Genomic DNA, 22,306 nt, shown 5'->3' on the forward strand with positions numbered 1-22,306 from the left:
CCGGAGGGGGATGGGGCCGACACGTCCGATGGGGAGGGCAGGTGGGATGCGGACCAGCATCCTCGATGCGATCGAGGACCCGTCCCGCAGGGCACGAGCGGGCATCGTGTGCCCGTCCTGCGGCTCCGCGCATGTGGCCCAGGTCCTCGGTGACAACGGTGGTGTTTCCTACGTGTGTACGGCCTGTGGCCATAGCTGGAGCTGAGTGAGATGGGAGCCCACAGCCGGAAGTGCGACTGGTGCGGCACCGGCACACCGATCGTCCGCGACATGGAGCCGCTCAACTCCGACTACCAGTATTGGTGTGCGGAGTGCGCGCGGGCGCTGATCATCAGGGGCGATCCCATCGAGACCTACCGCGAGCTCGAAGGGGAGCCGATCTATGGTCGGCTCCTCGACGAGCACTGCACGCTGAAGCGTTTCTATTCGTTCGCGACGGCGTAACGGGGCTCTGCTCCGGCCCCCGGGTAATCGATTTGGCGGAAGGCCGGGGCGTCCGTGTAATGTAGGCGTCGCCGCCAGGGAAACCGGGCGGAGCGAGACCTGGGGCTATAGCTCAGTTGGTAGAGCGCCTGCATGGCATGCAGGAGGTCAGGAGTTCAATTCTCCTTAGCTCCACATCAAAGAGGCGGGTCGTCCGGCAAGGACGGCCCGCTTTTCGTCGTGCGTGACGGGGCTCACCTCCGTGCGGGCCGTCAGTGCCCTGCGGTAACCTGACTCCATGCGTGCCGTACGCCTTCTGCTTAGCGGGCCGCGCTGACCAGTATCGACCGAGAACAGCCCCGGTCGGCATCAGCGCGGCGTCCCCTCCTGTGCGAGGGGTCTTTTTGTTTCGGAAGCGTGAGGGATCCGCTGCGTTGCCGCAGGCAGAGACGACCGATGGAGCTTTGAGGACCATGAGCGAGACCAATGCCGCGGCCGAGGTGGCCGCGCCGCACCGCTACACGGCCGCCTTGGCCGCCGACGTCGAAGCCCGCTGGCAGGACTTCTGGGACGCGCACGGCACGTATGAGGCGCCCAACCCGAGCGGCGACCTGGCCGGCGACGCCGAGGCCGTCGCCCGGCCCAAGAAGTTCGTCATGGACATGTTCCCGTACCCCTCGGGTGCGGGGCTGCACGTGGGCCATCCGCTGGGCTACATCGCCACCGATGTGTTCGCCCGGTACCACCGCATGACGGGCCACAACGTCCTGCACACCCTGGGCTTCGACGCCTTCGGCCTGCCCGCCGAGCAGTACGCGGTGCAGACCGGCACCCACCCGCGGGTCAGCACCGAGGCCAATATCGAGAACATGCGGCGGCAGCTGCGCCGTCTGGGCCTGGGCCACGACCAGCGCCGCTCCTTCGCGACGATCGACCCGGACTACTACCGGTGGACCCAGTGGATCTTCCTGCAGATCTTCAACTCCTGGTACGACCCCGAGGCGAAGACCGCGCGCCCCATCGACACCCTGGTCCAGCAGTTCGCCTCGGGTGAGCGCCCGACCCCCGACGGCCGCCCCTGGGGCGAGCTGACCGAGTCCGAGCGCGCCGACATCCTGGGCGAGTACCGGCTGGCCTACGCCTCGGACGCGCCCGTCAACTGGTGCCCCGGCCTGGGCACCGTGCTGGCCAACGAGGAGGTCACCGCGGACGGCCGCTCTGAGCGCGGCAACTTCCCGGTCTTCAAGGCCAAGCTGCGCCAGTGGAACATGCGCATCACCGCATACGCCGACCGGCTGCTGGACGATCTGGACGAGCTGGACTGGCCCGAGGCCATCAAGCTGCAGCAGCGCAACTGGATCGGCCGCAGCGAGGGCGCCCGGGTCGACTTCCCGGTGACCGGCCACGCCGACGCCAAGATCACGATCTTCACCACCCGCCAGGACACCCTGTTCGGCGCCACCTATATGGTCCTGGCGCCCGAGCACGGCCTGGTGGACGAGATCGTCCCGGACGCATGGCCCGAGGGCACCCGCGACGCCTGGACCGGTGGGCACGCCACCCCGGCCCAGGCCGTCGACGCCTACCGCAAGCAGGCCGCGGCCAAGTCCGACGTCGAGCGGCAGGCCGAGGTCAAGGAGAAGACCGGCGTCTTCACCGGTGCGTATGCCATCAACCCGGTCAGCGGCGAGCGGGTGCCGGTCTTCATCGCCGACTACGTCCTGGTGGGCTACGGCACCGGCGCGATCATGGCCGTTCCGGCGCACGACAGCCGCGACTTCGCCTTCGCCCGCGCCTTCGAGCTGCCCATGCGCTGCGTCGTGGAGCCGTCCGACGATCGCGGCACGGACCCGTCCACCTGGGACGACGCCTTCGCCTCGTACGACGCGAAGATCGTCAACTCGACGGGGGAGTCCGTATCGCTGGACGGGCTGGGCGTCGTCGAGGCCAAGGCGCGCATCACCGAATGGCTGGAGTCCCGCGCCATCGGTGAGGGCACCGTCAACTACCGGCTGCGCGACTGGCTGTTCAGCCGGCAGCGCTACTGGGGCGAGCCCTTCCCGATCGTCTACGACGAGGAGGGTGTGGCCCACGCCCTGCCCGAGTCGATGCTGCCCCTGAAGCTGCCCGAGGTCGAGGACTACTCGCCGCGCACCTTCGACCCGGACGACTCCGACACCTCCCCGGAGACCCCGCTGTCCCGGAACGAGGACTGGGTCAACGTGGTGCTGGACCTGGGTGACGGGCGCGGGCCGCGGCCGTTCCGCCGCGAGACCAACACCATGCCCAACTGGGCCGGATCCTGCTGGTACGAGCTGCGCTACCTGGACCCGCACAACAGCGAGCGGCTGGTCGACCCCGAGACCGAGCGCTACTGGATGGGGCCGCGCGAGGGTCAGCCGCACGGCGGTGTGGACCTGTACGTCGGCGGCGCCGAGCACGCGGTGCTGCATCTGCTGTACGCCCGGTTCTGGTCCAAGGTGCTGTTCGACCTGGGGCATGTCTCCTCGGTCGAGCCGTTCCACAAGCTGTACAACCAGGGCATGATCCAGGCGTACGTCTACCGGGACAGCCGCGGTATCGCCGTCCCGGCCGCCGAGGTCGAGGAGCGGGACGGGGCCTACTGGTACGAGGGCGAGCAGGTCACCCGGCTGCTGGGCAAGATGGGCAAGTCCCTGAAGAACGCCGTCACGCCGGACGAGATCTGCGCCGAGTACGGGGCCGACACCCTGCGGCTGTACGAGATGGCCATGGGTCCGCTGGATGTGTCGCGGCCCTGGGACACCCGCGCCGTGGTCGGCCAGTACCGGCTGCTGCAGCGGTTGTGGCGCAATGTTGTCGACGAGGGCACCGGTGAGGTCACCGTCGTCGACACCGAGCCCGACGAGGCCACGCTGCGCGCCCTGCACAAGGCGATCGACGGCGTCCGGCAGGACATGGAGGGCCTGCGCTTCAACACCGCCATCGCCAAGATCACCGAGCTGAACAACCACGTCACCAAGGTGCGCGAGGTGCCCCGCTCGGTGGCCGAGGGGCTGGTGCTGCTGATCTCGCCGCTGGCTCCGCATGTCGCCGAGGAGCTGTGGCGCAGGCTGGGCCACTCCACGTCCGTCGTCCACGAGCCCTTCCCGGTCGCCGACCCGGCGTATGCCGTGGACGAGACCGTCACCTGTGTGGTCCAGGTCAAGGGCAAGGTCAAGGCCCGGCTGGAGGTCGCGCCCTCGGTCTCGGACGAGGAGCTGGAGACGCTGGCGCTGGGTGACCCGGCGGTCGTGGCGGCGCTGAACGGCGCGGGCATCCGTAAGGTCATCGTGCGGGCGCCGAAGCTGGTCAACATCGTTCCGGCGTGATGCGGGGCGGGGACGGGGCCGCGCTGTAAGGGCCGTCCCATCCGCGGAGTGCCACATGTGGGCGGGTTGGGGGTTCGTCAGGAACCTCTGGCCCGCCCGGCGCGTTTACGCTGAGAGGACGACCGCCACCGTGCCGTGACCGCCGCCCCAAGGAGCGCACATGGAAGCCATCTGGATCCTGTTGCTGCTTTTCGTCCTGATCATGCTGGCGGGGGTCTATGCGGCCGTTCGCGCGGTCAGGGCGGCGAAGCGCGGTATCGACCGCACGGTGCACCAGGCCCGCCGCACGGTGGAGGACACCAGACTCCGGGCCCGGCAGCTCGCGCAGCCGGGCGCGGCCGGTGAGCTCGCCCAGCTCCAGCTCTCCCTGCGCGGCTCGATGCGCGCCACCAGCCAGGCGCTGCAGGCGGCCGCCCCGCAAGACCAGTCACTGTCGGAGTCGTTGGTCCTGTTCCAGCGGCTGAGCGCGCATGCGCAGGATCTGGAAGCGGATCTGAAGCGGCTGGAGCAGGAGCCCGACAGGGCCCGTCTCGCCGCCCTGCTGCCCGACCTGCGGCAGCGTACGGAGCGGATCACCCACTCCGCCGACTCGCTGCGCTGGGCGGTGCAGGAGCGGACGCAGCGGTTTGCGCATGACGACCTGGACTCGCTGAACCGCGAGATCGAGATGGAGGCCGGGGCGCTGCGGCACTGGACGGCGGTGGAGCCGGAGGAGCCGCGGACGGATGCGGGGTCGTGGCCGCCGCCCGAGGCGGGGGCGCGGCCTGAGGCGGGGGCGCGGTCGGGGCCCGAGGCGGGGCAGGAGCCGGAGCCGCAGCGGCCGTCGCTCGGGGCGAGGTCCCAGACGGAGCCCCAGGCGTGGCAGAAGCCCTGGCAGCAGTCCCGCCGTCCCGAGAACACGGCCTGAGTGCCACCATCCGGCCCGGGACCCCACACCCCCGGCCTGAGACCCCGGAACCCGGCCCGAGAACCAGGATCTGAGCCACGTCTGAACAGGGCATGATGGGTAAGGCAATTGATCATCCGCTGGGGTCGCGCTGTCGGCAGGCTCCATCCCCCGATAACCTCCCAGTCATGTCCCGCCATGTCGCGATCGTGACCGATTCAACGGCTTACTTGCCGCAGGATGCGATGGAGCGGCATCGCATCACCGCGGTGCCGCTGACGGTCGTGCTCGGAGACCGGGCCCTGGAAGAAGGCACCGAGATCTCGGCCCGGTCCCTCGCGCAGGCGTTGCAGAAGCGGAAGCCGGTGACGACGTCCCGGCCCAGTCCGGCAATGTTCGCCGCCGCCTATCGGGCCGCCGCCGAGGAGGGCGCGACGGGCATCGTCTCCCTGCATCTGTCGGCCGAGTTCTCCGGCACCTACGACGCGGCGGCGCTCGCGGCACAGGACGCGCCCGTTCCGGTGCGGGTGGTGGACAGCGGAATGGTCGCGATGGCGCTGGGCTTCTGTGCGCTGGCGGCGGCCGAGACGGCGGAGGGTGGCGGAACGCTGGACGAGGCCGTGGCGGCGGCGGAAAAACGGGCCGACGGCACCGCCGCCTACTTCTACGTCGACACCCTCGACTATTTGCGGCGCGGCGGCCGCATCGGCGCGGCCCAGGCCCTGCTCGGCTCGGCGCTCGCGGTCAAACCGCTGCTCCAGCTCGACGAGGGGCGGATCGAGCTGCGGGAGAAGGTCCGCACCGCTTCGAAGGCCATCGCCCGGCTCGAGGAGATCGTGGTGGAGCGGGCCGGCCGGAGCCCGGTGGACATCGCGGTGCAGCACCTGGCGGCGGGCGAACGGGCGGCGGCGCTCGCGGAGCGGCTGCGGGACCGGGTGCCGGGGCTGGCGGAGCTTTATGTGAGCGAGGTGGGCGCGGTGATCGGGGCACACACCGGGCCGGGGCTGCTGGGAGCGGTGGTCTCTCCGCGGTAGCGGAGGGTGGTCGGGCGGTACTTGGCTGGGTGGGCGGTACTTGGTTGGTCGGGCAAGGTCCTCGCTCGACGGAGTGACGGAGTTATCCACAACCTGGGGGTTATCCCCGGGAATTGAGGCGGATCGGCGCGATCGGCCGTCTGCCTCTACCGTCGGGTGCATGAGAACACCATCACGCACAGTAACCACGGGTCCAGGGCGCGGCCGCCATCGCGACGGCGGGGCGGGCCGCCGCCCCCGCCCGCCGTCCGGCGCCGGTTCGTCCCGCGCCGGGGGCCACCACCGCACCGCCCACCGCCGGACCCACCCCACCGCCCCCGCACTCGCCAGCCGTGTGGCAGCGCTCTTCTCCACACCGTCGGCGCCCCCGATCGCGGTCGGGTCGATCGCCCTGGGCAGCCGGGACGGGCCGAGGGGCGTCGCGAAGGCCCAGGACGAGGGGCGCCTGGCCAGGGAAGCGTCGGCTGCGGAGGCGGAGGAGGTACGAAGCGGGCTGGTAAGGAACGAGTGGCCCCTCAGGGGCGAGCCCGAGGAGCCGCCCCGAGCCGCGAGCGAGAGGCCGTTCGGGGACGAGCCCGAGGGGCCGCCCGGGGACGCGCGCGAGGAGCCGTCGGGAGACGCGCGTAATAGGCCGTCCGAGGAGGCGTTTGAGGGTGCGCCCGAGGGCGGGCCGCTGCGCCGACGCGACCGGGTAAGGCTCGCCCTGCGCGAGCGGCTGCCGGTGTGGCTTCAGTTGCGCTGCGGTATGGAGCTGAGGACGGTAGCCGCCCTGGCGGTCGCCCTGCTCGCCGCGGTGGCCTTCGCGGCGTATCACTTCTGGACCGGCCGTCCCCAGACCGTGCGCGCACCGGATCCGGAGCCCCCGCGCGCCGCGCCCTCCGAACCCGGTCCGATGCCCAGGGGGCGGCTCACCCCATCCGGCGGGGGCCGCACGGTCGTCGTGGATGTGACCGGCAAGGTCCGCCGTCCGGGGCTGCGGAAGCTGCCGCCCGGGGCGCGGGTCGCCGACGCCCTCGAAGCGGCGGGTGGAGTACGGCCGGGCGCCGACCTGAGCGGGCTGAACCGGGCCCGGCCACTGGTGGACGGGGAGCAGATCGTCGTCGGCGCTTCAGCGGGCGGACCACCTGGGCCGGGTGCGGCCGCAGATCCGGCCGCTGGCGCACCGAACGGACCCAACGGCCCGAACGCACCCAGTGACCCGAACGTGGCCAACGGCGCGAACGCACCGGCCGGTCCCGGGGCGCCCGGTGGCTCGGTCAGCCTCAACTCCGCGACCGCCGAACAGCTCGACACCCTCCCGGGAGTCGGCCCCGTCCTGGCCCGGCACATCATCGACTACCGCACCCAGCACGGAGGTTTCCGCTCCATCGATGAACTCCGCGAGGTGAACGGCATCGGCGAGCGCCGGTTCGCCGACCTGCGCCCGCTGGTCCGGCCATGACGGTCGCGAGGCCCCCGCGGACCCGCGCCCCGGTCCATGCGGCGGCCGTGTCCCCGCGCGGTGCGTCACAGCCACGCCAGGAGGGCCCACCCGACCTTCGCCTCGTGCCCCCGGCCCTGGCCGCTTGGGCAGCCGCGGCGCTCGTCCTGGACGCACCGGCCCACATGGTGGCCCTCGCCTGCACGGTTGCCTCCCTAGTGGCGGCCGCGCTGCTCATCGGGGCCCGCCGACGAGCCCCGGCACCGGGTGGACGACGGCGCGGCGCACCCCGTCCCCGGCGCGAGCCGGACACGCCCTCGCCGGTACCCCTCCCGGACGGCCGACGGGCGCTCGGAGCCGCCCCGTCGGACCCGGCCCCGCCGCGGCCACGCGGCGCCGAGCCTCGGCAGCGGGAGCGGAAGGCACCGCTGTCGGCGGCCGGTCGGTCGCCCGGTGCCGCGCCCAATGCCGCACCCGGGGCCCGCGGGGGGCCGGGCTCCGGCGAAGGCCACAACATGACGCGGCAGCAAGACACTTCGCCACCGCCCCGCCCCGTCGCGTGGCGTGGGCGCCGTACGGCAGGGGCGGTGGCGGCCGTGCTGTTGTGCGGGGCCGCCGCGGGGGCGGTCGCCGGGCTGCACGCGGCGGACGTACGCCGCGGTCCGGTGCCCGCGCTGGCCCGGGAGTACGCCGAGGCCACCGCCGAGGTGACGGTCACGGGGGACCCACGGCTCACCCGGCCACGCGTGCGGGGCGCGGCGCTCGCGCCCGCGTCCGTGGTCCTGGAGGCCGAGGCCGGCCGGGTCACCGGCCCCGACGGCACCACGACCACCACCCGCACCCCCGTCCTGGTGACGGTCCACCCGAGGGCCGGTAAGGAGCGGACGGCCTGGCTCGGGCTGCTGCCGTCCACCCGTCTGCGTATCCACGGCCGCCTGGCGCCGCCGCTGCGCGACGGGGACCGGACAGCGGCCGTAGTGCGTGTGAACGGCGGCGGACCCCCGCGGGTCACGGGCCCGCCCAGCGCGGTCCAGCGGCTGGCCGGGCGGCTGCGCGCCGGGCTGCGCACCGCGACCGACGGACTCTCCCCGGACGCGCGGGCGTTGCTCCCGGCGCTGGTCGTGGGGGACACCTCACGGGTGCTGCCCGAGCTGGACGAGGCGTTCCGGGCCACGGACATGCTCCATCTCATGGCCGTCTCCGGCAGCAATCTCACGCTGGTGCTCGCCCTGCTCACGGGCCCGCCGCGGCTGGCCGGGCGGGCCGAGCGGCGCGGTCTCGCGGGCGCGCTCGGCATCCGGCTGCGAACGACCGCCCTCCTTGGCGGCGGGCTCACACTCGCCTTCGTCATCGTCTGCAGACCCGAGCCGAGTGTGCTGCGCGCCGCCGCCTGCGGGCTGATCACGCTGCTCGCCCTCGGCACCGGCCGCCGCCGCTCCCTGCTCCCGGCCCTGGCCGCCGCCGTCCTCGCGCTGGTGCTCTATGACCCCTGGCTGGCCCGGAGCTACGGCTTTCTGCTCTCCGCGGTGGCCACCGGCGCCCTGCTCACCATCGCACCGGGATGGAGCGCGGCCCTGCGGCGCCGTGGCGTACCGCCCCGGCTCGCCGAGGCGCTGGCAGCCGCCGCCGCGGCCCAGGCGGTCTGCGCACCGGTCGTGGTGGCGATGGCCGCGCGGGTGAGCCTGGTGGCGATTCCCTGCAATCTCATCGCGGAGGTGGCGGTCGCGCCCGCCACCGTCCTCGGGTTCGCCGCGCTCGCGGTGGCCGCCGTCGCGCCGCCGGTCGCCGCGTGGATCGCCTGGCCGGCGGGCTGGCCCGCCGGATGGATCGCCCAGGTGGCCCGTACCGGCGCGGCGCTGCCCGGGGCCGAGGCGGACTGGCCGGACGGCTGGACCGGCGCGCTGCTGCTGGCCGTCGCCACCCTGGTCGTGATCCTGGTCGGCCGCCGACTGTTGCAGCACCGCCTGCTGTGTGCCGTGTGCGCTCTGCTGGTGCTGCTGGCCGTCGTACGGCCGGCGCCCCTGGCCCGGATCATCACCGGCTGGCCACCGCCCGGTTGGCGAATGGTGGCGTGCGATGTCGGCCAGGGCGACGCCCTCGTCCTGGCCGCGGGGCCCGGTACGGCCGTCGTCGTGGACACCGGGCCCGAGCCGCGGGCCGTCGACCGCTGTCTGCGTTCGCTGGGCGTCGTCCGGATCCCGCTGCTGGTCCTGACCCACTTCCACGCCGACCATGTGGCCGGGCTGACCGGTGCGTTACGCGGGCGCGCGGTCGGCGCCATCGAGACGACCGGTCTGCAAGAGCCGCCCGGCCAGGCCGAGTTCGTACGGCGCAGGGCCCGGTCGGCGCATGTCCCGGTCGTCGCGGCGGTGCCGGGGGAGCGGCGGCGCTTCGGCCCGCTGGCCTGGGAGGTCCTGTGGCCCGCGCCGCCGCCCGCCCCGGCCGGGGCCGAGGGGCCGAACGACGCGAGCGTCACCCTCCTCGTCCGCACGGCGGGCCTGACCCTGCTCCTCCTGGGCGACCTGGAGCCCCCGGCCCAGCAGGCCCTGCAGACGGCGTACCCCACTCTCCCCGAGGTCGATGTCCTCAAGGTGGCCCACCACGGCTCCGCCTACCAGGACCCGCACCTGCTCCGACGCCTCAGACCCCGCCTCGCCCTGATCTCCTGTGGCGCCGACAACCCCTACGGCCATCCGTCGCCCCGCACCATCGCCGCCCTGCGCGCCCAGGGAGCCGCCGTGCTGCGGACCGACACCGATGGGCCGATCGCGGTGATACGAGATCCGGGGCTGCGCGCGGTGCTCGGAGGCCATGGTGGGCCCTGAGCGCGGACACACCCGGGCGGGGTGCCCACTCCCTGCCGGTGAGTGGGCACCCCGCCCGGGTGTGTTCCGGTGTTCAGCGCGTGGTGTTGTTGTTGAAGAGCGAGCGCGACCAGACGTAGCCGACCAGGGCGATACCGGCGCACCAGGCGAGCGAGATCCAGCCGTCGTTGCCGATCTCCGAGCCGGAGAGCAGGCCGCGCAGCGTCTCGGTCATTGGTGTGAACGGCTGGTACTCGGCGAACCAGCGCAGGCCCGGGGACATCGACTCGGCCGGGACGAAGGCGGAGCCGAGGAACGGCAGGAACTGGACCAGCAGCGGCTTGTTGCTCGCGGACTCCACCGTCTTGGAGATCAGGCCGAGTGCGCACGACAACCACGTCACGGCGAACGCGATGGCCGTGAGGAGACCGGCGACGGCCAGCCACTCCAGCGGATTGGCGTTCGGCCGGAAGCCGATGGCGAGGGCGACGCCCACCACCAGGACGAGGCTCACCATCGTCGTGAGGACGCTGCCGACGACATGGCCCGTCATGAACGACGAGCGCGTGATGTTCATGGTGCGGAAGCGGTTGATGATGCCCTCGGTCATGTCGGTGCAGACCGCGACCGAGGTCGACATCGAGCCGGCGGCCACTCCCATGATGATGATGCCGGGCGTCAGATAGTTCAGATACGCGTCCCGGCCGCCGCCCATGCCGGAGCCGATCGAGTCGCCGAAGGCGTACACGAACAGCAGCAGCATCATGATGGGCATCATGGAGGCGCCCAGCGATACGCCCGGATAGCGCAGCGCGTGCTTGATATTGCGCCGCAGCATCGTCATCGAGTCGTGCACGGCGTAGGTGAGCGTGCTCATCGCAGGGTCTCCTTCACGTGGAGCGCGGTGTTGGTGCTGCCGTCGCCGGTCAGGGCGAGGAACACGTCGTCGAGGTCGGGGGTGTGCACGGAGAAGTCGGCGGCGCGGATACCGGCGGCGTCGAGCCGGTCGAACAGGGCGCGCAGCGCGTCGAGATCGCCGTCGCCCGCGACGCGCAGGGCGAGCTGCTCATCGTCCCGGGCCGCGTCGGGGAAGGCGGCGGCCGCGCGCTCGTACTCGTCGGGGTCGGTGAACCGCAGGCGTACATGGCTGCCGGGGATCTGCGCCTTGAGCTCGTCGGCGGTGCCCTCGGCGACGATCCGGCCGCCGTCGAGCACGGCGATCCGGTCCGCCAACTGGTCGGCTTCTTCCAGGTACTGGGTGGTGAGGAAGACGGTGACACCACCGGCGACCAGTGAGCGCACGGTCTCCCACATGGTGCGGCGGCTGCGCGGGTCCAGCCCGGTCGTCGGCTCGTCGAGGAAGATCACCTGCGGGTCGCCGACCAGTGTCATGGCGAGGTCGAGTCGGCGCCGCATACCGCCGGAGAAGAACGCGGCGCGCTTGTGCGCGACGTCCGCGATGTCGAACCGCTCCAGCAGCTCCTTGGCCCGCCTGCGTCCTTCGCGCTTGCCGAGGCGCAGCAGGTCGGCCATGAGGAGCACGTTCTCCTCGGCGGTGAGCAGGTTGTCGAGTGCGGCGAACTGCCCGGTGACGCCGATCGCGGTGCGCACCCCCTCCGGTGCGGTGGCGACGTCGTGGCCCGCGACCTGGGCCTGGCCGCCGTCGGCCGCGATCAGCGTGGACAGGATCTGCACGGTGGTGGTCTTTCCGGCGCCGTTCGGCCCGAGCAGCGCGAACACGGAGCCGGACGGGATGCGCAGATCGATGCCGTCGAGGACGGTCTTGTCGCCGTACGACTTGCGCAGATCCGCGGTGGAGACGGCGGGCGGCTGCTGGCCGCCGTGCCTGGACGTGGGCATGACAGATGAAGGCACGGGGCCCTCCCCTTCGAAGGCGTGGTGAGCGGTGAAGTGATCTTGGTTGTCGGGAAATGGAGCGGGTCAGGCCCGGGCGCGGCGGATGTTGATGTTGCCGAAGCGGGTACGGGCCCTGACCTCGGCGGTGTCCTCGGACTTGTCCGGGCTCTCGGACGCGGTGAGCGCGTTGATCACCTGTCCGGCGCTCGAGCTGACGTCGAGCCAGGCGGCCGTGCCCTCGCGGATGCCGACATCGATGGCGCCGTAGGAGGTCTCCAACTGGACCGTCCCGCGCGCGACTTCGTCGAGGCGGACGGCGCCGTGGGCGGTGGTGGCGGTGACCGAGCCCTCGGCGTGCTCGATGAAGATGTCACCGTTGGCGCCGCTCACCCGCAGATCGCCCAGGGCGTCGCCGACGGTCGTGGTGCCGTGGGAGTTCTTCAGGACGGCCGCGCCGTCGATGGCACCGACGCGCAGGCTGCCGGAGCTGGTGGTGATCTCGGCGGACCCCTCGACGCGGTCCACGGTGATGGTGCCGTGGGAGGCGATCAGGTGCAGCGGCCCGGTGGTGTCGAGGCGGACATCGCCCGACGAGGTCTTCACCCGGACCTCGCCGAGCCGCCCCTCGCCGTGCACCTGTGCCCAGGCGCCGGTCATCTCCACCTGCGAGCCGGTGGGCAGTTCGACCGTCACATCGACGGTGCCGGTGCGCCCGATGAGATAGCGCTGCTTGGGCGTCCTGATGGTCAACAGGCCACTGGCGTAGCGCACTTCGCTCTGCTCCGCCGCCCGTACGTCCTGGTCCTTTTTCGGGTCGCGGGGCCGCACGTCGACGAGGGTGTCGAGCCGGTCGGCGGCGATGAACCGGATGGACCCGGCTTCCACGTGGGCGGTGACCGAGATCGGCTGGGGAGTGTCGAAGGGAGCGTCGAAAGAAGGCATGGCTGTCCCGTCCTCTTGGGTCGTCGTGGCGTCCCTGCTGGTGGGACGTGGTGTGGGTGAGGTGGTGCGGGTGAGGTGGCGTAGGCGGGGCGCGGTTAGCGCACCCAGCCCGTGAAGCTCTGTCCGACGGTGCGGGTGGTACGCGGCTGCTCCGTCTTACGTGACGGGGTGCCGCCGTCGACCGCGGCCGACACGGCTCGTACCAGCCACGCGTTGACCGACAGGCCCTCGCGGTTCGCGGCCTCCTCGGCGCGCGCCTTGAGGTGGGCGGGCAGCCGCAGATTGACGCGGGCGGTGCCGCCGTCGTCGCCGTCGGCGGGTGCCGGGGCCGGTGCCTTGAGCGGCTCAGCGGGTCCGCTCTTGTCCTCGTACGCCTCGCCGCCCGCCGGCCGGGTCACCACGAAGTCGGGGTCGAGCCCGCGCAGCCGTACGTCGACCGAGCCGGGGGCGAGTTCGCGGGTGATCTCGTCCATCGCGGCGGAGAGCACATTGAGCATCGTCAGCCGGGTCGCCGACTCCAGGGGAGCGGTGAGCCGGTCGGCCAGCTCGCGGGCTTCTTCGCCGCCGGCTTCGGCGGCCACCGCGAGTTCGCGGCGGAGGTTGTCGACATACGGCGTGAGGTCCATGACGCCATAGTGGCACCACAATGGCGCCACGTGCAAGACGGTAAGGGTGGTGGTCGCGCTCCGGGGTGCGTTAGACGGCTCTGGCCTGCGGAAACGTGTTGGTGTCGGATTGTGTCAATGCGGTGCCATGTGGGGCCTCGGCCACTCTGGTGCCGTTGGTGGCGCCACGTGATGCCACTGTGGCGCCCTGCCCCGCCCTGCCTGCCCGTGCCGTCAGTCGACCCGCCGGGCCAGCACCTGTCCGGGCCAGGATCCGGACAGGAAGCGGTCGGTGGCGGTGAAACCGTTGCGCTCGTAGAACGCGACCAGTTCGCCCCCGCCGCCCGCCCAGCAGTCGACCCGCAGCAGCCCCACGCCGGCCCGCCGGGTCTCCTCGACGGCATGTGCCAGCAGCGCCGCCCCGATGCCGAGGCCGGCGTGTTGTCGGTCGGAGACCAGCAGCCGGACGTACCGCTCGGGTTCCCCGGCCGGTGCGATCGGCACCTGCGGGTTGGGCCCGGAGTCCAGCACCATGGCTCCGACGGGTGTTCCGTCCAACTCCGCGATATACGGGGCATTCTCGGTCGTGTACCGCTCGACCCGCGCCACCCCGCCTGTCTTCTGCGAATACGGCGTCGTGCCCCACTGCTCGGTGTTGCCGCGATCGTTCATCCAGGCCACCGCGGAGTCGAGCATGTCCAGGATGGCTGGTGCGTCGGCCAGGCTGCCGGGTCTGACGCGTATGCCAGGTGTCGTGTCGTCCACGGCGAAAGCTTAGGCACTGCCGGGCCGGTCACCGCCGCTTGGCGTCCGCGCCGGTGAGTCGCGATGCCCTTGACGCCCAACTACCGATCATCTTGCTTCGGTTGTACTTTTGAGTCTGTCACCACGGACGAGGTGTGGTTCCTCACCGCCATCAGGTTGGCCTGACCCCGAAGGGGGAGGGACGGGCCTACCGCAGCGGGCGGTGGGTGGAACCCCTAGGAGGTGGTGATGGTGGTCGGCTTTTTCAGGTCGTCCGTCAAAAAGGGAAAAAGGTGGCGCGGCAGTCTCGTGGAGCGCTTCGCGGTGTCCCTAGCGGCGCGAGCCGTCTGGGCAGCGATCGTTGAGGCTCTACGTCACGACTAAGCGGCTCGGCCGCGGGTAGGGCGCCAGAGGTCTTTCCTTGACTCTGGCGCCTCGCCCATGTCTGTGGCGCTCTTGCCGAGTTGCAGCCCCCAGTGCGCCCGCCCACACTTGCTGCATATGTTCAATCCCGGACGCAGTCCCTTTCCAGGGCAACGGCTTCAAAGGAGCGTCCCATGGCCAAGATCCTGTGCGTGCTGACCGGCGCGAGCTATTGGACCCTGAAAGACGGACACCGGCACCCCACCGGGTACTGGGCCGAGGAGTTCGTGGCGCCCTATAGCGTATTCACCGGCGCCGGACACGAAGTTACCGTGGCAACTCCGAATGGGGTCGTCCCGGTTGTCGACACGATGAGTCTGGAACCCCGTATGGCGGGCGGCGAGGAGAACGCCCTTCAGGAGGAGGCCGTCATCGAGTCGGCGGATGAGCTGCGGCACCCCATCTCGCTCAAGGACGTGCACCTCGAGGACTATGACGCGATCTACTACCCCGGAGGGCACGGCCCGATGCAAGACCTCTCGGTCGACGCCGACTCCGGGGAACTGCTGCGGAAGGCACTCGCTTCCGGCAATCCGCTCGCCATTGTCTGCCACGCCCCCGCCGCTCTCCTCGCCACCCGTGACGCGAACGGCGACACACCCTTCGCCGACTACCATCTGACGGGTTTCTGCAATGAAGAGGAGGCCGGCGTCGGTCTCGCCGACAAAGCCAAGTGGCTGCTGGAGGACGAGCTGAAGACGCTGCCCACCCAGTACTCGCGGGGTCCCGCCTGGGAGCCCTATACGGTCGTGGACCGCAACCTCTTCACCGGGCAGAATCCAGCTTCCTCGGGCCCGCTCGCGAAAGAACTCGTCAAGGCCCTGGCGCAGGGCGAATGAAGGCCGCGGCGGGCTTTTCCGGGGTCACAGCCATGCCCCAGACGCGCTGGATGGTCCGGTAGTCGATCACGGCTATGTCCTCCTGCTGGAGAACTTCACGGGCCTGCGGCGATATCAGGAATTCATAGTCCGTCCGGCGCACGCACCAGCCATCGTCGACGGCCTGCGACTCCTTGTTTCCCACACTCGGGTGCACCGCCCATTCATTGAGCCCGGCAGGCAGGTCGCGCAGCATCTGAACGTATCGGGCCGCCTTTCCGTCGATGGCGAGCGAGAAGCTGTCCAGGAAGTCGTTGTCGGTGACCGGCAGCCCGCGGTGCCGCATCCTCTGGCGCGCGGGTTCGAGCCAGACCCGGACCGCGAGGCCGTACTCCGCGGCCAGCCCTACCGTCAGCTCGAGGATGTCGTCGCGGCCGCCATCGGCCAGGCAGTGGAAGTCCAGATGGGTCGGCGTGAGCCCGGCGTCGGCGACGGCATTGATCTGGGCGCGGAACTCGAGCTCGATCTCATCGAGCCGGGCCTGGCCGAGCAGGGCCGCCCGTCCGGCCGGCGTCGGCGAGAACAGTTCACCCGCGGGGTCCAGCAGTGAGGGAACTCGTTCCCTGGCGGTGATCGGCCCCCATCGGCAGTCGGGCATCTCGCACACCAGGGTGAGATGGATTCCGAACGGGATCCGCGGCCGTCGGCCGAGCAGTTCCATGGCCTGCGGTGCCGCGGGGCACGGGACCATCAGACTGCATGAACTGGCGATGCCCTCTTCGATCGACTCGATCACCGCGGTGTTGATCGCTGGATACATGCCGAAGTCATCGCAGTTGACGATCAGCAGCCGCGCATCGGGCGGATGCCCGAGTAGCTCACTCGACTGCTGTGCGGGCGGGACGGCCCCGGGGCCGGTGGTTTCCTCCATGCGCGCAGTGTGGGGCCCGGCCAGATGTCGCGCACGGGAATATGAGCGCCTCCGGAACAGACGCCTTCGGAACAGACACCTTCGGAACGGACGTCTTCGGAACAGACACCTTCGGAACGGACGTCTTCGGAACAGACGCCTCCGGAAGAACAGCGCCCCGGACGATCCCGCTCCGCCGGGAAGCCGTCAGACCCGGTCCAGGGGGCGGTGGGGGCCGGTGGGGAGCTCTGCTGTGATCGTGTCGCCTGGGCGCACCGTGCCGCCTTCCTTCACGATGCTCATGATTCCGGCCTTGCGCACGATGTTCCCGGCCTCATCGCGGCCGACGACCCGCTTCAGGAGCCCGTTCTGGAAGGTGTCGATCTGCAGACAGGGATTGCGGAGGCCGGTGACCTCCAGCACCGCGTCATCGCCGATGCGCAGCAGCGTGCCGACCGGCAGGCCGAGCAGATCGATGCCATGGGTGGTGATGTTCTCACCGAGGTCACCGGGCAAAACCTTGAATCCCTCGGCACCGACCTCGGCGAAGAGCTCTTCATGAATGAGGTGGACTTGGCGCAGGTTCGGCTGGGTGGGGTCCTGGGCGACGCGTGAGCGGTGCTTGACCGTCACGCCGGCATGGACGTCGCCCTCGACACCGAGGCCGGCGAGCAGTGTGATGCCGTCCCGGTTCGGCTTGGTGAACGAGTACTCGCCGTTGCTGCTGACTGCCGTCACTGTCCCACTCATCCTTGGAGCCCCCCTCTTCAGCGACCACCTTCAGCGACCACCTTCAGTGACCACCTTCAGCGACCATCTTCAGTGACCACGATGAGCCATGACCCTGGCCGGGGGCCAGGCTATTCGGCCTCCAGCCAGCCGTCGTACTCGTCCGCGAACGCGTCCAGCGCCGCCGGATCCAGGCCCCTGGCCGGGTCCTCGATCACCACCAGCCACTGGGCGTCTTCGGCGTCGTCCTCGCCCGCCAGCGCGTCCCGCACCAACTGGGGCTCCTGGGCGATGCCGAAGCGCTCCGGCAGGGCCTCGGCCACCTCCTCCGCGGCGTCGCGGTCGGGCAGCACCAGGATGTGCCGGGCGCCGGTCAGTCCTTCATCGATCACCGGAACATTGTCGGACATCCGGACGGCAGCACGCGGCGGGGTTGTCGGTGGTCCGTGGGATGCTGGACCGCGATGGCCAGGAAGACGACGACCGACGATCCGCTCGCCCCCGTGACGCTCGCCGTGGGCCAGGAGGACCTGCTGCTCGACCGCGCCGTGCAGCAGGTGGTGGCGGCTGCCCGCGCGGCCGACCCCGACACCGATGTGCGCGACCTGACGCCCGACGCGCTCCAGCCCGGCACCCTCGCCGAGCTCACCAGCCCCTCGCTCTTCGCCGAGCGCAAGGTGGTCGTGGTGCGGAACGCACAGGATCTGTCGGCCGACACGATCAAGGACGTGAAGGGCTATCTCGGCGCCCCCGCCGAGGAGATCACCCTGGTGCTGCTGCACGCGGGCGCGGCCAAGGGCAAGGGGCTGCTCGACGCCGCCCGTAAGGCCGGGGCGCGCGAGGTCGCCTGCCCCAAGATGACCAAGCCCGCCGACCGACTGGCGTTCGTGCGCTCGGAGTTCCGCGCCACCGGCCGGTCCGCCACCCCCGAGGCATGCCAGGCTCTGGTCGACGCCATCGGGAGCGATCTGCGCGAGCTGGCCAGCGCGGTCTCCCAGCTAGTGGCCGATGTCGAGGGCACCATCGACGAGGCCATCGTTGCCCGCTACTACACCGGCCGCGCCGAGGCGTCCAGCTTCACCGTCGCCGACCGCGCCGTCGAGGGGCGCGCGGCCGAGGCGCTGGAGGCGCTGCGCTGGGCCGTCTCCACCGGGGTGCCGCCGGTGCTGATCACCAGCGCCCTGGCTCAGGGCGTCCGTGCGATCGGCAAGCTGGCCTCCGCGCCGCGTAACGCGCGCCCCGGCGATCTCGCCCGTGAGCTGGGCATGCCGCCGTGGAAGATAGACCGGGTGCGGCAGCAGATGCGCGGGTGGTCGGCGGACGGAGTGGCGGTCGCGCTGCGCGCCGTCGCCGAGGCCGACGCGGGGGTCAAGGGCGGCGGAGACGATCCGGCATACGCCCTGGAGAAGGCGGTCGTCACGATCGTCCGCGCCGCCCGGGCGGGCCGAGGTCAGCCGTAGGCCCTGGCCGAGGGGCCGCGGGCAATCCGCATCCGATCCGATCCGATCCGAGCGGCGGCACTGGCTCGGCCCCGCGAGTTACTCCTTCATCTTCTCCAGCGTCGACTTGGCGCTCTTCTTGAGCAGCTCGGTGGCTTCCTCGGGCGTCTTGGCCGAGCCGCTGGACGAGGACGACACATACTGCGACCAGGTCGACTGATAGGTCATCCAGCCGTCTCGCACGGCGAGGATCACATAGGCGCCGGTGTTGGAGCTGCTGCTGTTGTTCTGCTTCACCACATAGGCTTCGTCGCCCAGCCCGCTGACCGGGCTCACCTCGTAGCTGTAGGTGGACGTCTTCTGGTCCTCGTACGACCGGTACTGGGCCTCGAACTCCGGCCCGGGGTTGGTCTTCTTGTGCAGCGACGCCGTGGTGTAGAGCCAGACCGAGGAGTAGTCGCTGCTGCTCGAGCCGCTCGGCTCGAAGTCGATATTGCAGGTCATCGAGTCCAGCGCGGCGTTCTCGGAGCTGCTGTGCTGCGGGTTCGACGTCGATGTCGACGTCGAACCGCTCTCGTCCTTCTGCTCGTACCCGGCGTCCTCGAAGGGCTGGGTATCCGTCGGGGTGCACAGATTGGTCCGATAGCGGTAGCCCGCGAGATCGGCCTTCGTCTCGTCCTCGAACCCTCCCGTGGCGAACAGCACCCCGGCCCAGACCGCCGAGGCGACGACGGCCCCGCCCAGCCCCCACAGCCAGCCCTTGCCGCCGCCCCCGCCTCCGGAGCCCGTGGGCGGCGCCCCGGGTGGCATGCCCATCGGCCCGTACCCACCGCCCAGGGGGATGGACGGCATCGTCGGCTGGGCGTACGCGTACGGAGGGTGCTGGGGCGGCTGGGGCTGGGGCGGCACCTGACCGTACGGGCCGGGCGGCGGGCTCTGCGGCGGCCCCTGCGGTGATCCCTGGGGCCCCTGAGACAGAATCTCCGGCGGGCTCTGCGGCGCACTCTGCGGGGGGTTCTGCGGCGGACTCTGCTGAGGTGGCTGAGGGGGTTGAGGCGGCTGCGGCGGGCCGTACGGATTGGGTGTTTCCCCCGGTGTCGACATGACGTGAACATACCCGAATTAAGCGCGAAAGCCCCGCGCTGTCCTTGGGGAAAGGACAGGCGCGGGGCCTTCGCGTCGATCGAGTGCGCCGCACCCGCGTGGCGAACGCAGGCCGCGTGCGGCGCGGTGCCGCTGAGAGAGCTGAAGAAGCTCTCGGCTGCCGGTCGGAGCGGGTGAGAGGGACCGCTGTGCCCAAACCGGCGGCGAGGTGGGGCGGTGTGCCCCGGAAGGGTCAGCCTTCGAGATCAGCCGGGAGGGTGTCAGCCCTTGAGACCGGCGACCTGCTGGGCGATCGCCGACTTCTTGTTGGCGGCGTTGTTCTTGTGCAGAACACCCTTGCTGACGGCCTTGTCGAGCTTGCGCGCGGCGGCGCGGGCGGCTTCGGTGGCCTTCTCGGCGTCACCGGCGGCCACGGCCTCGCGGGTACGGCGGATGGCGGTCTTCAGCTCGGACTTGACCGCCTTGTTGCGCTGGCGCGCCTTCTCGTTCGTCTTGTTCCGCTTGATCTGGGACTTGATGTTCGCCACGTAGAAAGCCTTCGCAGGTTCGTTGGGTTTCGCTTGCTTCGGTGTGCGTCCGTGCCCGCGGAGGTGTCCATGAGAGTCCATGGAGCTGTCCGTCAGCGAGGGGCACGAGACACAGTCGGCCAGATTACCAGCAGGGTCCATGGCGTCCCAAACCCGGAAGAGGTCGCCATTCATGGGACCATGGACGGGACTGACCCATACCGATAACACCGAGTCCCGCCTAGACACAGGACCCTGCGTGCCCGCGACCCCTACCAATGTGCCGGAGCCTAGCCGTACCGATCCGGCTCTGATCCGTAACTTCTGCATCATCGCGCACATCGACCACGGCAAGTCGACGCTCGCCGACCGCATGCTCCAGCTGACCGGTGTGGTTGATCAGCGGCAGATGCGCTCGCAGTACCTCGACCGCATGGACATCGAGCGCGAGCGCGGCATCACGATCAAGTCCCAGGCGGTCCGGCTGCCCTGGGCGCCGACGAAGGACGAGGGCGGCGAGCCGGCCACCCATATCCTCAACATGATCGACACCCCCGGCCATGTGGACTTCACCTATGAGGTCTCGCGCTCCCTCGCCGCCTGTGAGGGCTGCATCCTGCTGGTGGACGCGGCCCAGGGCATCGAGGCCCAGACCCTCGCCAACCTCTACCTGGCGATGGAGAACGAGCTCACGATCATCCCGGTCCTCAACAAGATCGACCTGCCCGCCGCCCAGCCCGAGAAGTACGCCGCCGAGCTGGCGCATCTCATCGGCTGCGACACCTCCGACGTGCTCAGGGTGTCCGCGAAGACCGGTGAGGGCGTGGCCGAGCTGCTGAACCGGGTCGTCGAGCTCGTTCCGTCCCCGGTGGGCGTTTATGACGCCCCCGCCCGCGCGATGATCTTCGACTCCGTCTATGACGCCTACCGGGGCGTCGTGACCTATGTGAAGGTCGTCGACGGCACGCTCAGCAAGCGCGAGCGGATCAAGATGATGTCCACTGGCGCCGCCCATGAGCTGCTGGAGATCGGCACCAACTCCCCGGAGATGACCCCCGCCGACGGGCTGTCCGTGGGCGAGGTGGGCTATCTGATCACCGGTGTGAAGGACGTCCGCCAGTCCAAGGTCGGTGACACGATCACCCAGGTCACCCGCGGTGCGCAGGAGGCGCTGGGCGGTTACAAGGACCCGAAGCCGATGGTGTTCTCGGGGCTGTATCCGCTGGACGGCTCCGACTACCCGGAGCTGCGCGAGGCCCTGGACAAGCTGCAGCTCAACGATGCCGCGCTGGTCTACGAACCGGAGACCTCGGCCGCCCTCGGCTTCGGCTTCCGCGTCGGCTTCCTCGGGCTGCTGCATCTGGAGGTCATCCGTGAGCGCCTGGAGCGCGAATTCAATCTCGACCTGATCGCCACCGCACCCAATGTGGTCTATCGGGTGGAGATGGAGGACGGCAGCGAGCACACGGTGACCAACCCCAGCGAGTTCCCCGTGGGCAAGATCGACACGGTGCACGAGCCGGTCGTCCGGGGCACGATCCTCGCCCCGAGCGAGTTCATCGGCGCGATCATGGAGCTGTGCCAGAACCGCCGCGGGGTGCTGCTCGGCATGGACTACCTCTCCGAGGACCGGGTCGAGATCCGCTACACCCTGCCGCTGGCCGAGGTCGTCTTCGACTTCTTCGACCAGCTCAAGTCCAAGACCCGTGGCTATGCCTCGCTGGACTACGAGCCCACCGGTGAGCAGACCTCGGAGCTGGTCAAGGTCGACATCCTGCTGCACGGCGACAAGGTGGACGCGTTCTCGGCGATCACCCACAAGGACAAGGCGTACGCGTATGGCGTCCGGCTGGTCGCCAAGCTGCGCGAGCTCATCCCGCGGCAGAACTTCGAGGTGCCCATCCAGGCGGCCATCGGCTCCCGGGTCATCGCCCGTGAGACGGTCCGTGCCATCCGTAAGGACGTCCTCGCCAAGTGCTACGGCGGTGACATCTCCCGTAAGCGGAAGCTGCTGGAGAAGCAGAAGGAAGGCAAGAAGCGGATGAAGATGGTCGGCAACGTGGAGGTCCCGCAGGAGGCCTTCATCGCGGTGCTGTCCTCCGACTCCGACGGTAAGGACGCCAAGGCGAAGAAGTAGGAGCCGCCCTGGGCGGGCGCGGAGCCCTGGCGAAGGTGAGGGCGGAGCCCACGGAACGAGTGTGGTCAGCGGGCCTGGCGTGATGGATGCGCCGGGCCCGCTGTGTGCGGGGGAACCTCTTGGGCATCTCGTGAGAACAACGTGACGCTCACCCCTTACGCGGTAAGGATTCGAC

General features: G+C 70.5%; 20 protein-coding genes and 1 tRNA gene. 11 read left to right on the forward strand and 10 right to left on the reverse strand.

Translation table 11 applies throughout. From position 1 onward, the window contains the following. Window positions 1–46: 46 nt before the first annotated feature. The 8 genes from J5X86_RS09110 (at window position 47) to J5X86_RS09145 (ending at window position 9,938) form a co-directional block, all read left to right on the forward strand. Window positions 47–205 carry a hypothetical protein gene (locus J5X86_RS09110; protein ID WP_014060668.1) on the forward strand — a complete coding sequence of 53 codons (159 nt, stop codon included), beginning with the start codon at window positions 47–49 and terminating at the stop codon, window positions 203–205. 5 nt (window positions 206–210) lie between these two features. Then, a complete protein-coding gene (locus J5X86_RS09115) occupies window positions 211–444 on the forward strand; it encodes a hypothetical protein (protein ID WP_030835565.1) in 234 nt (77 codons plus the stop codon). Window positions 445–545: 101 nt separating this feature from the next. Then, a tRNA-Ala gene (locus tag J5X86_RS09120) sits at window positions 546–618 on the forward strand. Window positions 619–896: 278 nt separating this feature from the next. After that, on the forward strand, window positions 897–3,773 hold the full coding sequence (gene leuS, locus J5X86_RS09125; RefSeq protein ID WP_208516245.1) for a leucine--tRNA ligase: 2,877 nt from the start codon (window positions 897–899) through the stop codon (window positions 3,771–3,773). A gap of 160 nt (window positions 3,774–3,933) precedes the next feature. Further along, window positions 3,934–4,680 (forward strand): hypothetical protein, encoded by a 747-nt coding sequence (locus J5X86_RS09130; protein WP_208516246.1) that lies wholly within the window; start codon window positions 3,934–3,936, stop codon window positions 4,678–4,680. A 167-nt stretch (window positions 4,681–4,847) separates the two neighbouring features. Then, on the forward strand, window positions 4,848–5,693 hold the full coding sequence (locus J5X86_RS09135; protein WP_014060664.1) for a DegV family protein: 846 nt from the start codon (window positions 4,848–4,850) through the stop codon (window positions 5,691–5,693). 745 nt (window positions 5,694–6,438) lie between these two features. Continuing rightward, window positions 6,439–7,134, forward strand: coding sequence for a helix-hairpin-helix domain-containing protein (locus J5X86_RS09140; protein ID WP_374229235.1), 696 nt, complete (start codon window positions 6,439–6,441; stop codon window positions 7,132–7,134). Between the two features lie 164 nt (window positions 7,135–7,298). Beyond that, window positions 7,299–9,938: a ComEC/Rec2 family competence protein gene (locus J5X86_RS09145; protein WP_374229238.1), complete on the forward strand. Its 2,640-nt coding sequence runs from the start codon at window positions 7,299–7,301 to the stop codon at window positions 9,936–9,938. 73 nt (window positions 9,939–10,011) lie between these two features. Here J5X86_RS09145 and J5X86_RS09150 read toward each other — a convergent pair whose 3' ends face one another. The 5 genes from J5X86_RS09150 to J5X86_RS09170 all read right to left on the reverse strand — a co-directional run bounded on the left by J5X86_RS09150 (window position 10,012) and on the right by J5X86_RS09170 (window position 14,086). Continuing rightward, window positions 10,012–10,794 carry an ABC transporter permease gene (locus J5X86_RS09150; protein ID WP_208516247.1) on the reverse strand — a complete coding sequence of 261 codons (783 nt, stop codon included), beginning with the start codon at window positions 10,792–10,794 and terminating at the stop codon, window positions 10,012–10,014. Continuing rightward, window positions 10,791–11,777 (reverse strand): ATP-binding cassette domain-containing protein, encoded by a 987-nt coding sequence (locus tag J5X86_RS09155; RefSeq protein WP_208516248.1) that lies wholly within the window; start codon window positions 11,775–11,777, stop codon window positions 10,791–10,793. Before J5X86_RS09155 ends, J5X86_RS09150 begins: the two co-directional genes overlap by 4 nt. 81 nt (window positions 11,778–11,858) lie before the next feature. Continuing rightward, window positions 11,859–12,716: a DUF4097 family beta strand repeat-containing protein gene (locus tag J5X86_RS09160; RefSeq protein ID WP_208516249.1), complete on the reverse strand. Its 858-nt coding sequence runs from the start codon at window positions 12,714–12,716 to the stop codon at window positions 11,859–11,861. A gap of 95 nt (window positions 12,717–12,811) precedes the next feature. Then, a complete protein-coding gene (locus tag J5X86_RS09165) occupies window positions 12,812–13,342 on the reverse strand; it encodes a toxin-antitoxin system HicB family antitoxin (RefSeq protein ID WP_208516250.1) in 531 nt (176 codons plus the stop codon). A 213-nt stretch (window positions 13,343–13,555) separates the two neighbouring features. Next, window positions 13,556–14,086 carry a GNAT family N-acetyltransferase gene (locus J5X86_RS09170; protein ID WP_208516251.1) on the reverse strand — a complete coding sequence of 177 codons (531 nt, stop codon included), beginning with the start codon at window positions 14,084–14,086 and terminating at the stop codon, window positions 13,556–13,558. A 536-nt stretch (window positions 14,087–14,622) separates the two neighbouring features. On the opposite strand from J5X86_RS09170, the gene J5X86_RS09175 reads away from it, so the two are divergent. After that, window positions 14,623–15,327 carry a type 1 glutamine amidotransferase domain-containing protein gene (locus J5X86_RS09175; RefSeq protein WP_208516252.1) on the forward strand — a complete coding sequence of 235 codons (705 nt, stop codon included), beginning with the start codon at window positions 14,623–14,625 and terminating at the stop codon, window positions 15,325–15,327. On the opposite strand, the gene J5X86_RS09180 is transcribed toward J5X86_RS09175, so the two are convergent. From J5X86_RS09180 to J5X86_RS09190, 3 genes are all read right to left on the reverse strand, one after another. Beyond that, the gene (locus J5X86_RS09180) at window positions 15,302–16,237 is read right to left on the reverse strand and encodes a polysaccharide deacetylase family protein (RefSeq protein ID WP_208516253.1); all 936 of its coding nucleotides are present in this window, start codon (window positions 16,235–16,237) and stop codon (window positions 15,302–15,304) included. The two genes, J5X86_RS09175 and J5X86_RS09180, sit on opposite strands and share 26 nt — an antisense overlap. Window positions 16,238–16,423: 186 nt before the next feature. Next, window positions 16,424–16,966, reverse strand: coding sequence for an MOSC domain-containing protein (locus J5X86_RS09185; RefSeq protein ID WP_208516254.1), 543 nt, complete (start codon window positions 16,964–16,966; stop codon window positions 16,424–16,426). Window positions 16,967–17,076: 110 nt separating this feature from the next. After that, a complete protein-coding gene (locus J5X86_RS09190; protein ID WP_078641368.1) occupies window positions 17,077–17,355 on the reverse strand; it encodes a hypothetical protein in 279 nt (92 codons plus the stop codon). A gap of 54 nt (window positions 17,356–17,409) precedes the next feature. Here J5X86_RS09190 and holA point away from each other — a divergent pair, with 54 nt between their 5' ends. Further along, window positions 17,410–18,405: a DNA polymerase III subunit delta gene (holA, locus tag J5X86_RS09195; protein WP_078641367.1), complete on the forward strand. Its 996-nt coding sequence runs from the start codon at window positions 17,410–17,412 to the stop codon at window positions 18,403–18,405. 78 nt (window positions 18,406–18,483) lie between these two features. Here the strand turns inward: holA and J5X86_RS09200 are convergent, their stop codons facing one another. Then, complete coding sequence (locus J5X86_RS09200) at window positions 18,484–19,293, reverse strand: hypothetical protein (RefSeq protein ID WP_308124480.1); 810 nt, start codon at window positions 19,291–19,293, stop codon at window positions 18,484–18,486. Window positions 19,294–19,748: 455 nt separating this feature from the next. Further along, a complete protein-coding gene (gene rpsT, locus J5X86_RS09205; RefSeq protein WP_059147918.1) occupies window positions 19,749–20,015 on the reverse strand; it encodes a 30S ribosomal protein S20 in 267 nt (88 codons plus the stop codon). 238 nt (window positions 20,016–20,253) lie between these two features. Between rpsT and lepA the strand changes: the two genes are divergently transcribed. Further along, on the forward strand, window positions 20,254–22,131 hold the full coding sequence (gene lepA, locus J5X86_RS09210) for a translation elongation factor 4 (RefSeq protein WP_208516255.1): 1,878 nt from the start codon (window positions 20,254–20,256) through the stop codon (window positions 22,129–22,131). Window positions 22,132–22,306: the final 175 nt, after the last annotated feature.

It is taken from the genome of Streptomyces sp. NEAU-YJ-81, assembly GCF_017592595.1.
In the GTDB taxonomy this organism is placed as follows: domain Bacteria; phylum Actinomycetota; class Actinomycetes; order Streptomycetales; family Streptomycetaceae; genus Streptomyces; species Streptomyces hygroscopicus_B.

What these genes read in the sequence shown, in the direction of transcription:
- J5X86_RS09145 (WP_374229238.1), top strand. Translation starts at nt 7,299, where the DNA reads ATGGTGGCCCTCGCCTGCACGGTTGCCTCCCTAGTGGCGGCCGCGCTG.
- J5X86_RS09185 (WP_208516254.1), bottom strand. Translation starts at nt 16,966, where the DNA reads ATGAGTGGGACAGTGACGGCAGTCAGCAGCAACGGCGAGTACTCGTTC.
- J5X86_RS09175 (WP_208516252.1), top strand. Translation starts at nt 14,623, where the DNA reads ATGGCCAAGATCCTGTGCGTGCTGACCGGCGCGAGCTATTGGACCCTG.
- J5X86_RS09180 (WP_208516253.1), bottom strand. Translation starts at nt 16,237, where the DNA reads ATGGAGGAAACCACCGGCCCCGGGGCCGTCCCGCCCGCACAGCAGTCG.
- J5X86_RS09140 (WP_374229235.1), top strand. Translation starts at nt 6,439, where the DNA reads ATGGAGCTGAGGACGGTAGCCGCCCTGGCGGTCGCCCTGCTCGCCGCG.
- J5X86_RS09190 (WP_078641368.1), bottom strand. Translation starts at nt 17,355, where the DNA reads ATGTCCGACAATGTTCCGGTGATCGATGAAGGACTGACCGGCGCCCGG.
- J5X86_RS09115 (WP_030835565.1), top strand. Translation starts at nt 211, where the DNA reads ATGGGAGCCCACAGCCGGAAGTGCGACTGGTGCGGCACCGGCACACCG.
- J5X86_RS09155 (WP_208516248.1), bottom strand. Translation starts at nt 11,777, where the DNA reads ATGCCCACGTCCAGGCACGGCGGCCAGCAGCCGCCCGCCGTCTCCACC.
- J5X86_RS09160 (WP_208516249.1), bottom strand. Translation starts at nt 12,716, where the DNA reads ATGCCTTCTTTCGACGCTCCCTTCGACACTCCCCAGCCGATCTCGGTC.
- J5X86_RS09150 (WP_208516247.1), bottom strand. Translation starts at nt 10,794, where the DNA reads ATGAGCACGCTCACCTACGCCGTGCACGACTCGATGACGATGCTGCGG.
- J5X86_RS09135 (WP_014060664.1), top strand. Translation starts at nt 4,848, where the DNA reads ATGTCCCGCCATGTCGCGATCGTGACCGATTCAACGGCTTACTTGCCG.
- J5X86_RS09110 (WP_014060668.1), top strand. Translation starts at nt 47, where the DNA reads ATGCGGACCAGCATCCTCGATGCGATCGAGGACCCGTCCCGCAGGGCA.
- leuS (WP_208516245.1), top strand. Translation starts at nt 897, where the DNA reads ATGAGCGAGACCAATGCCGCGGCCGAGGTGGCCGCGCCGCACCGCTAC.
- J5X86_RS09165 (WP_208516250.1), bottom strand. Translation starts at nt 13,342, where the DNA reads ATGGACCTCACGCCGTATGTCGACAACCTCCGCCGCGAACTCGCGGTG.
- holA (WP_078641367.1), top strand. Translation starts at nt 17,410, where the DNA reads ATGGCCAGGAAGACGACGACCGACGATCCGCTCGCCCCCGTGACGCTC.
- J5X86_RS09130 (WP_208516246.1), top strand. Translation starts at nt 3,934, where the DNA reads ATGGAAGCCATCTGGATCCTGTTGCTGCTTTTCGTCCTGATCATGCTG.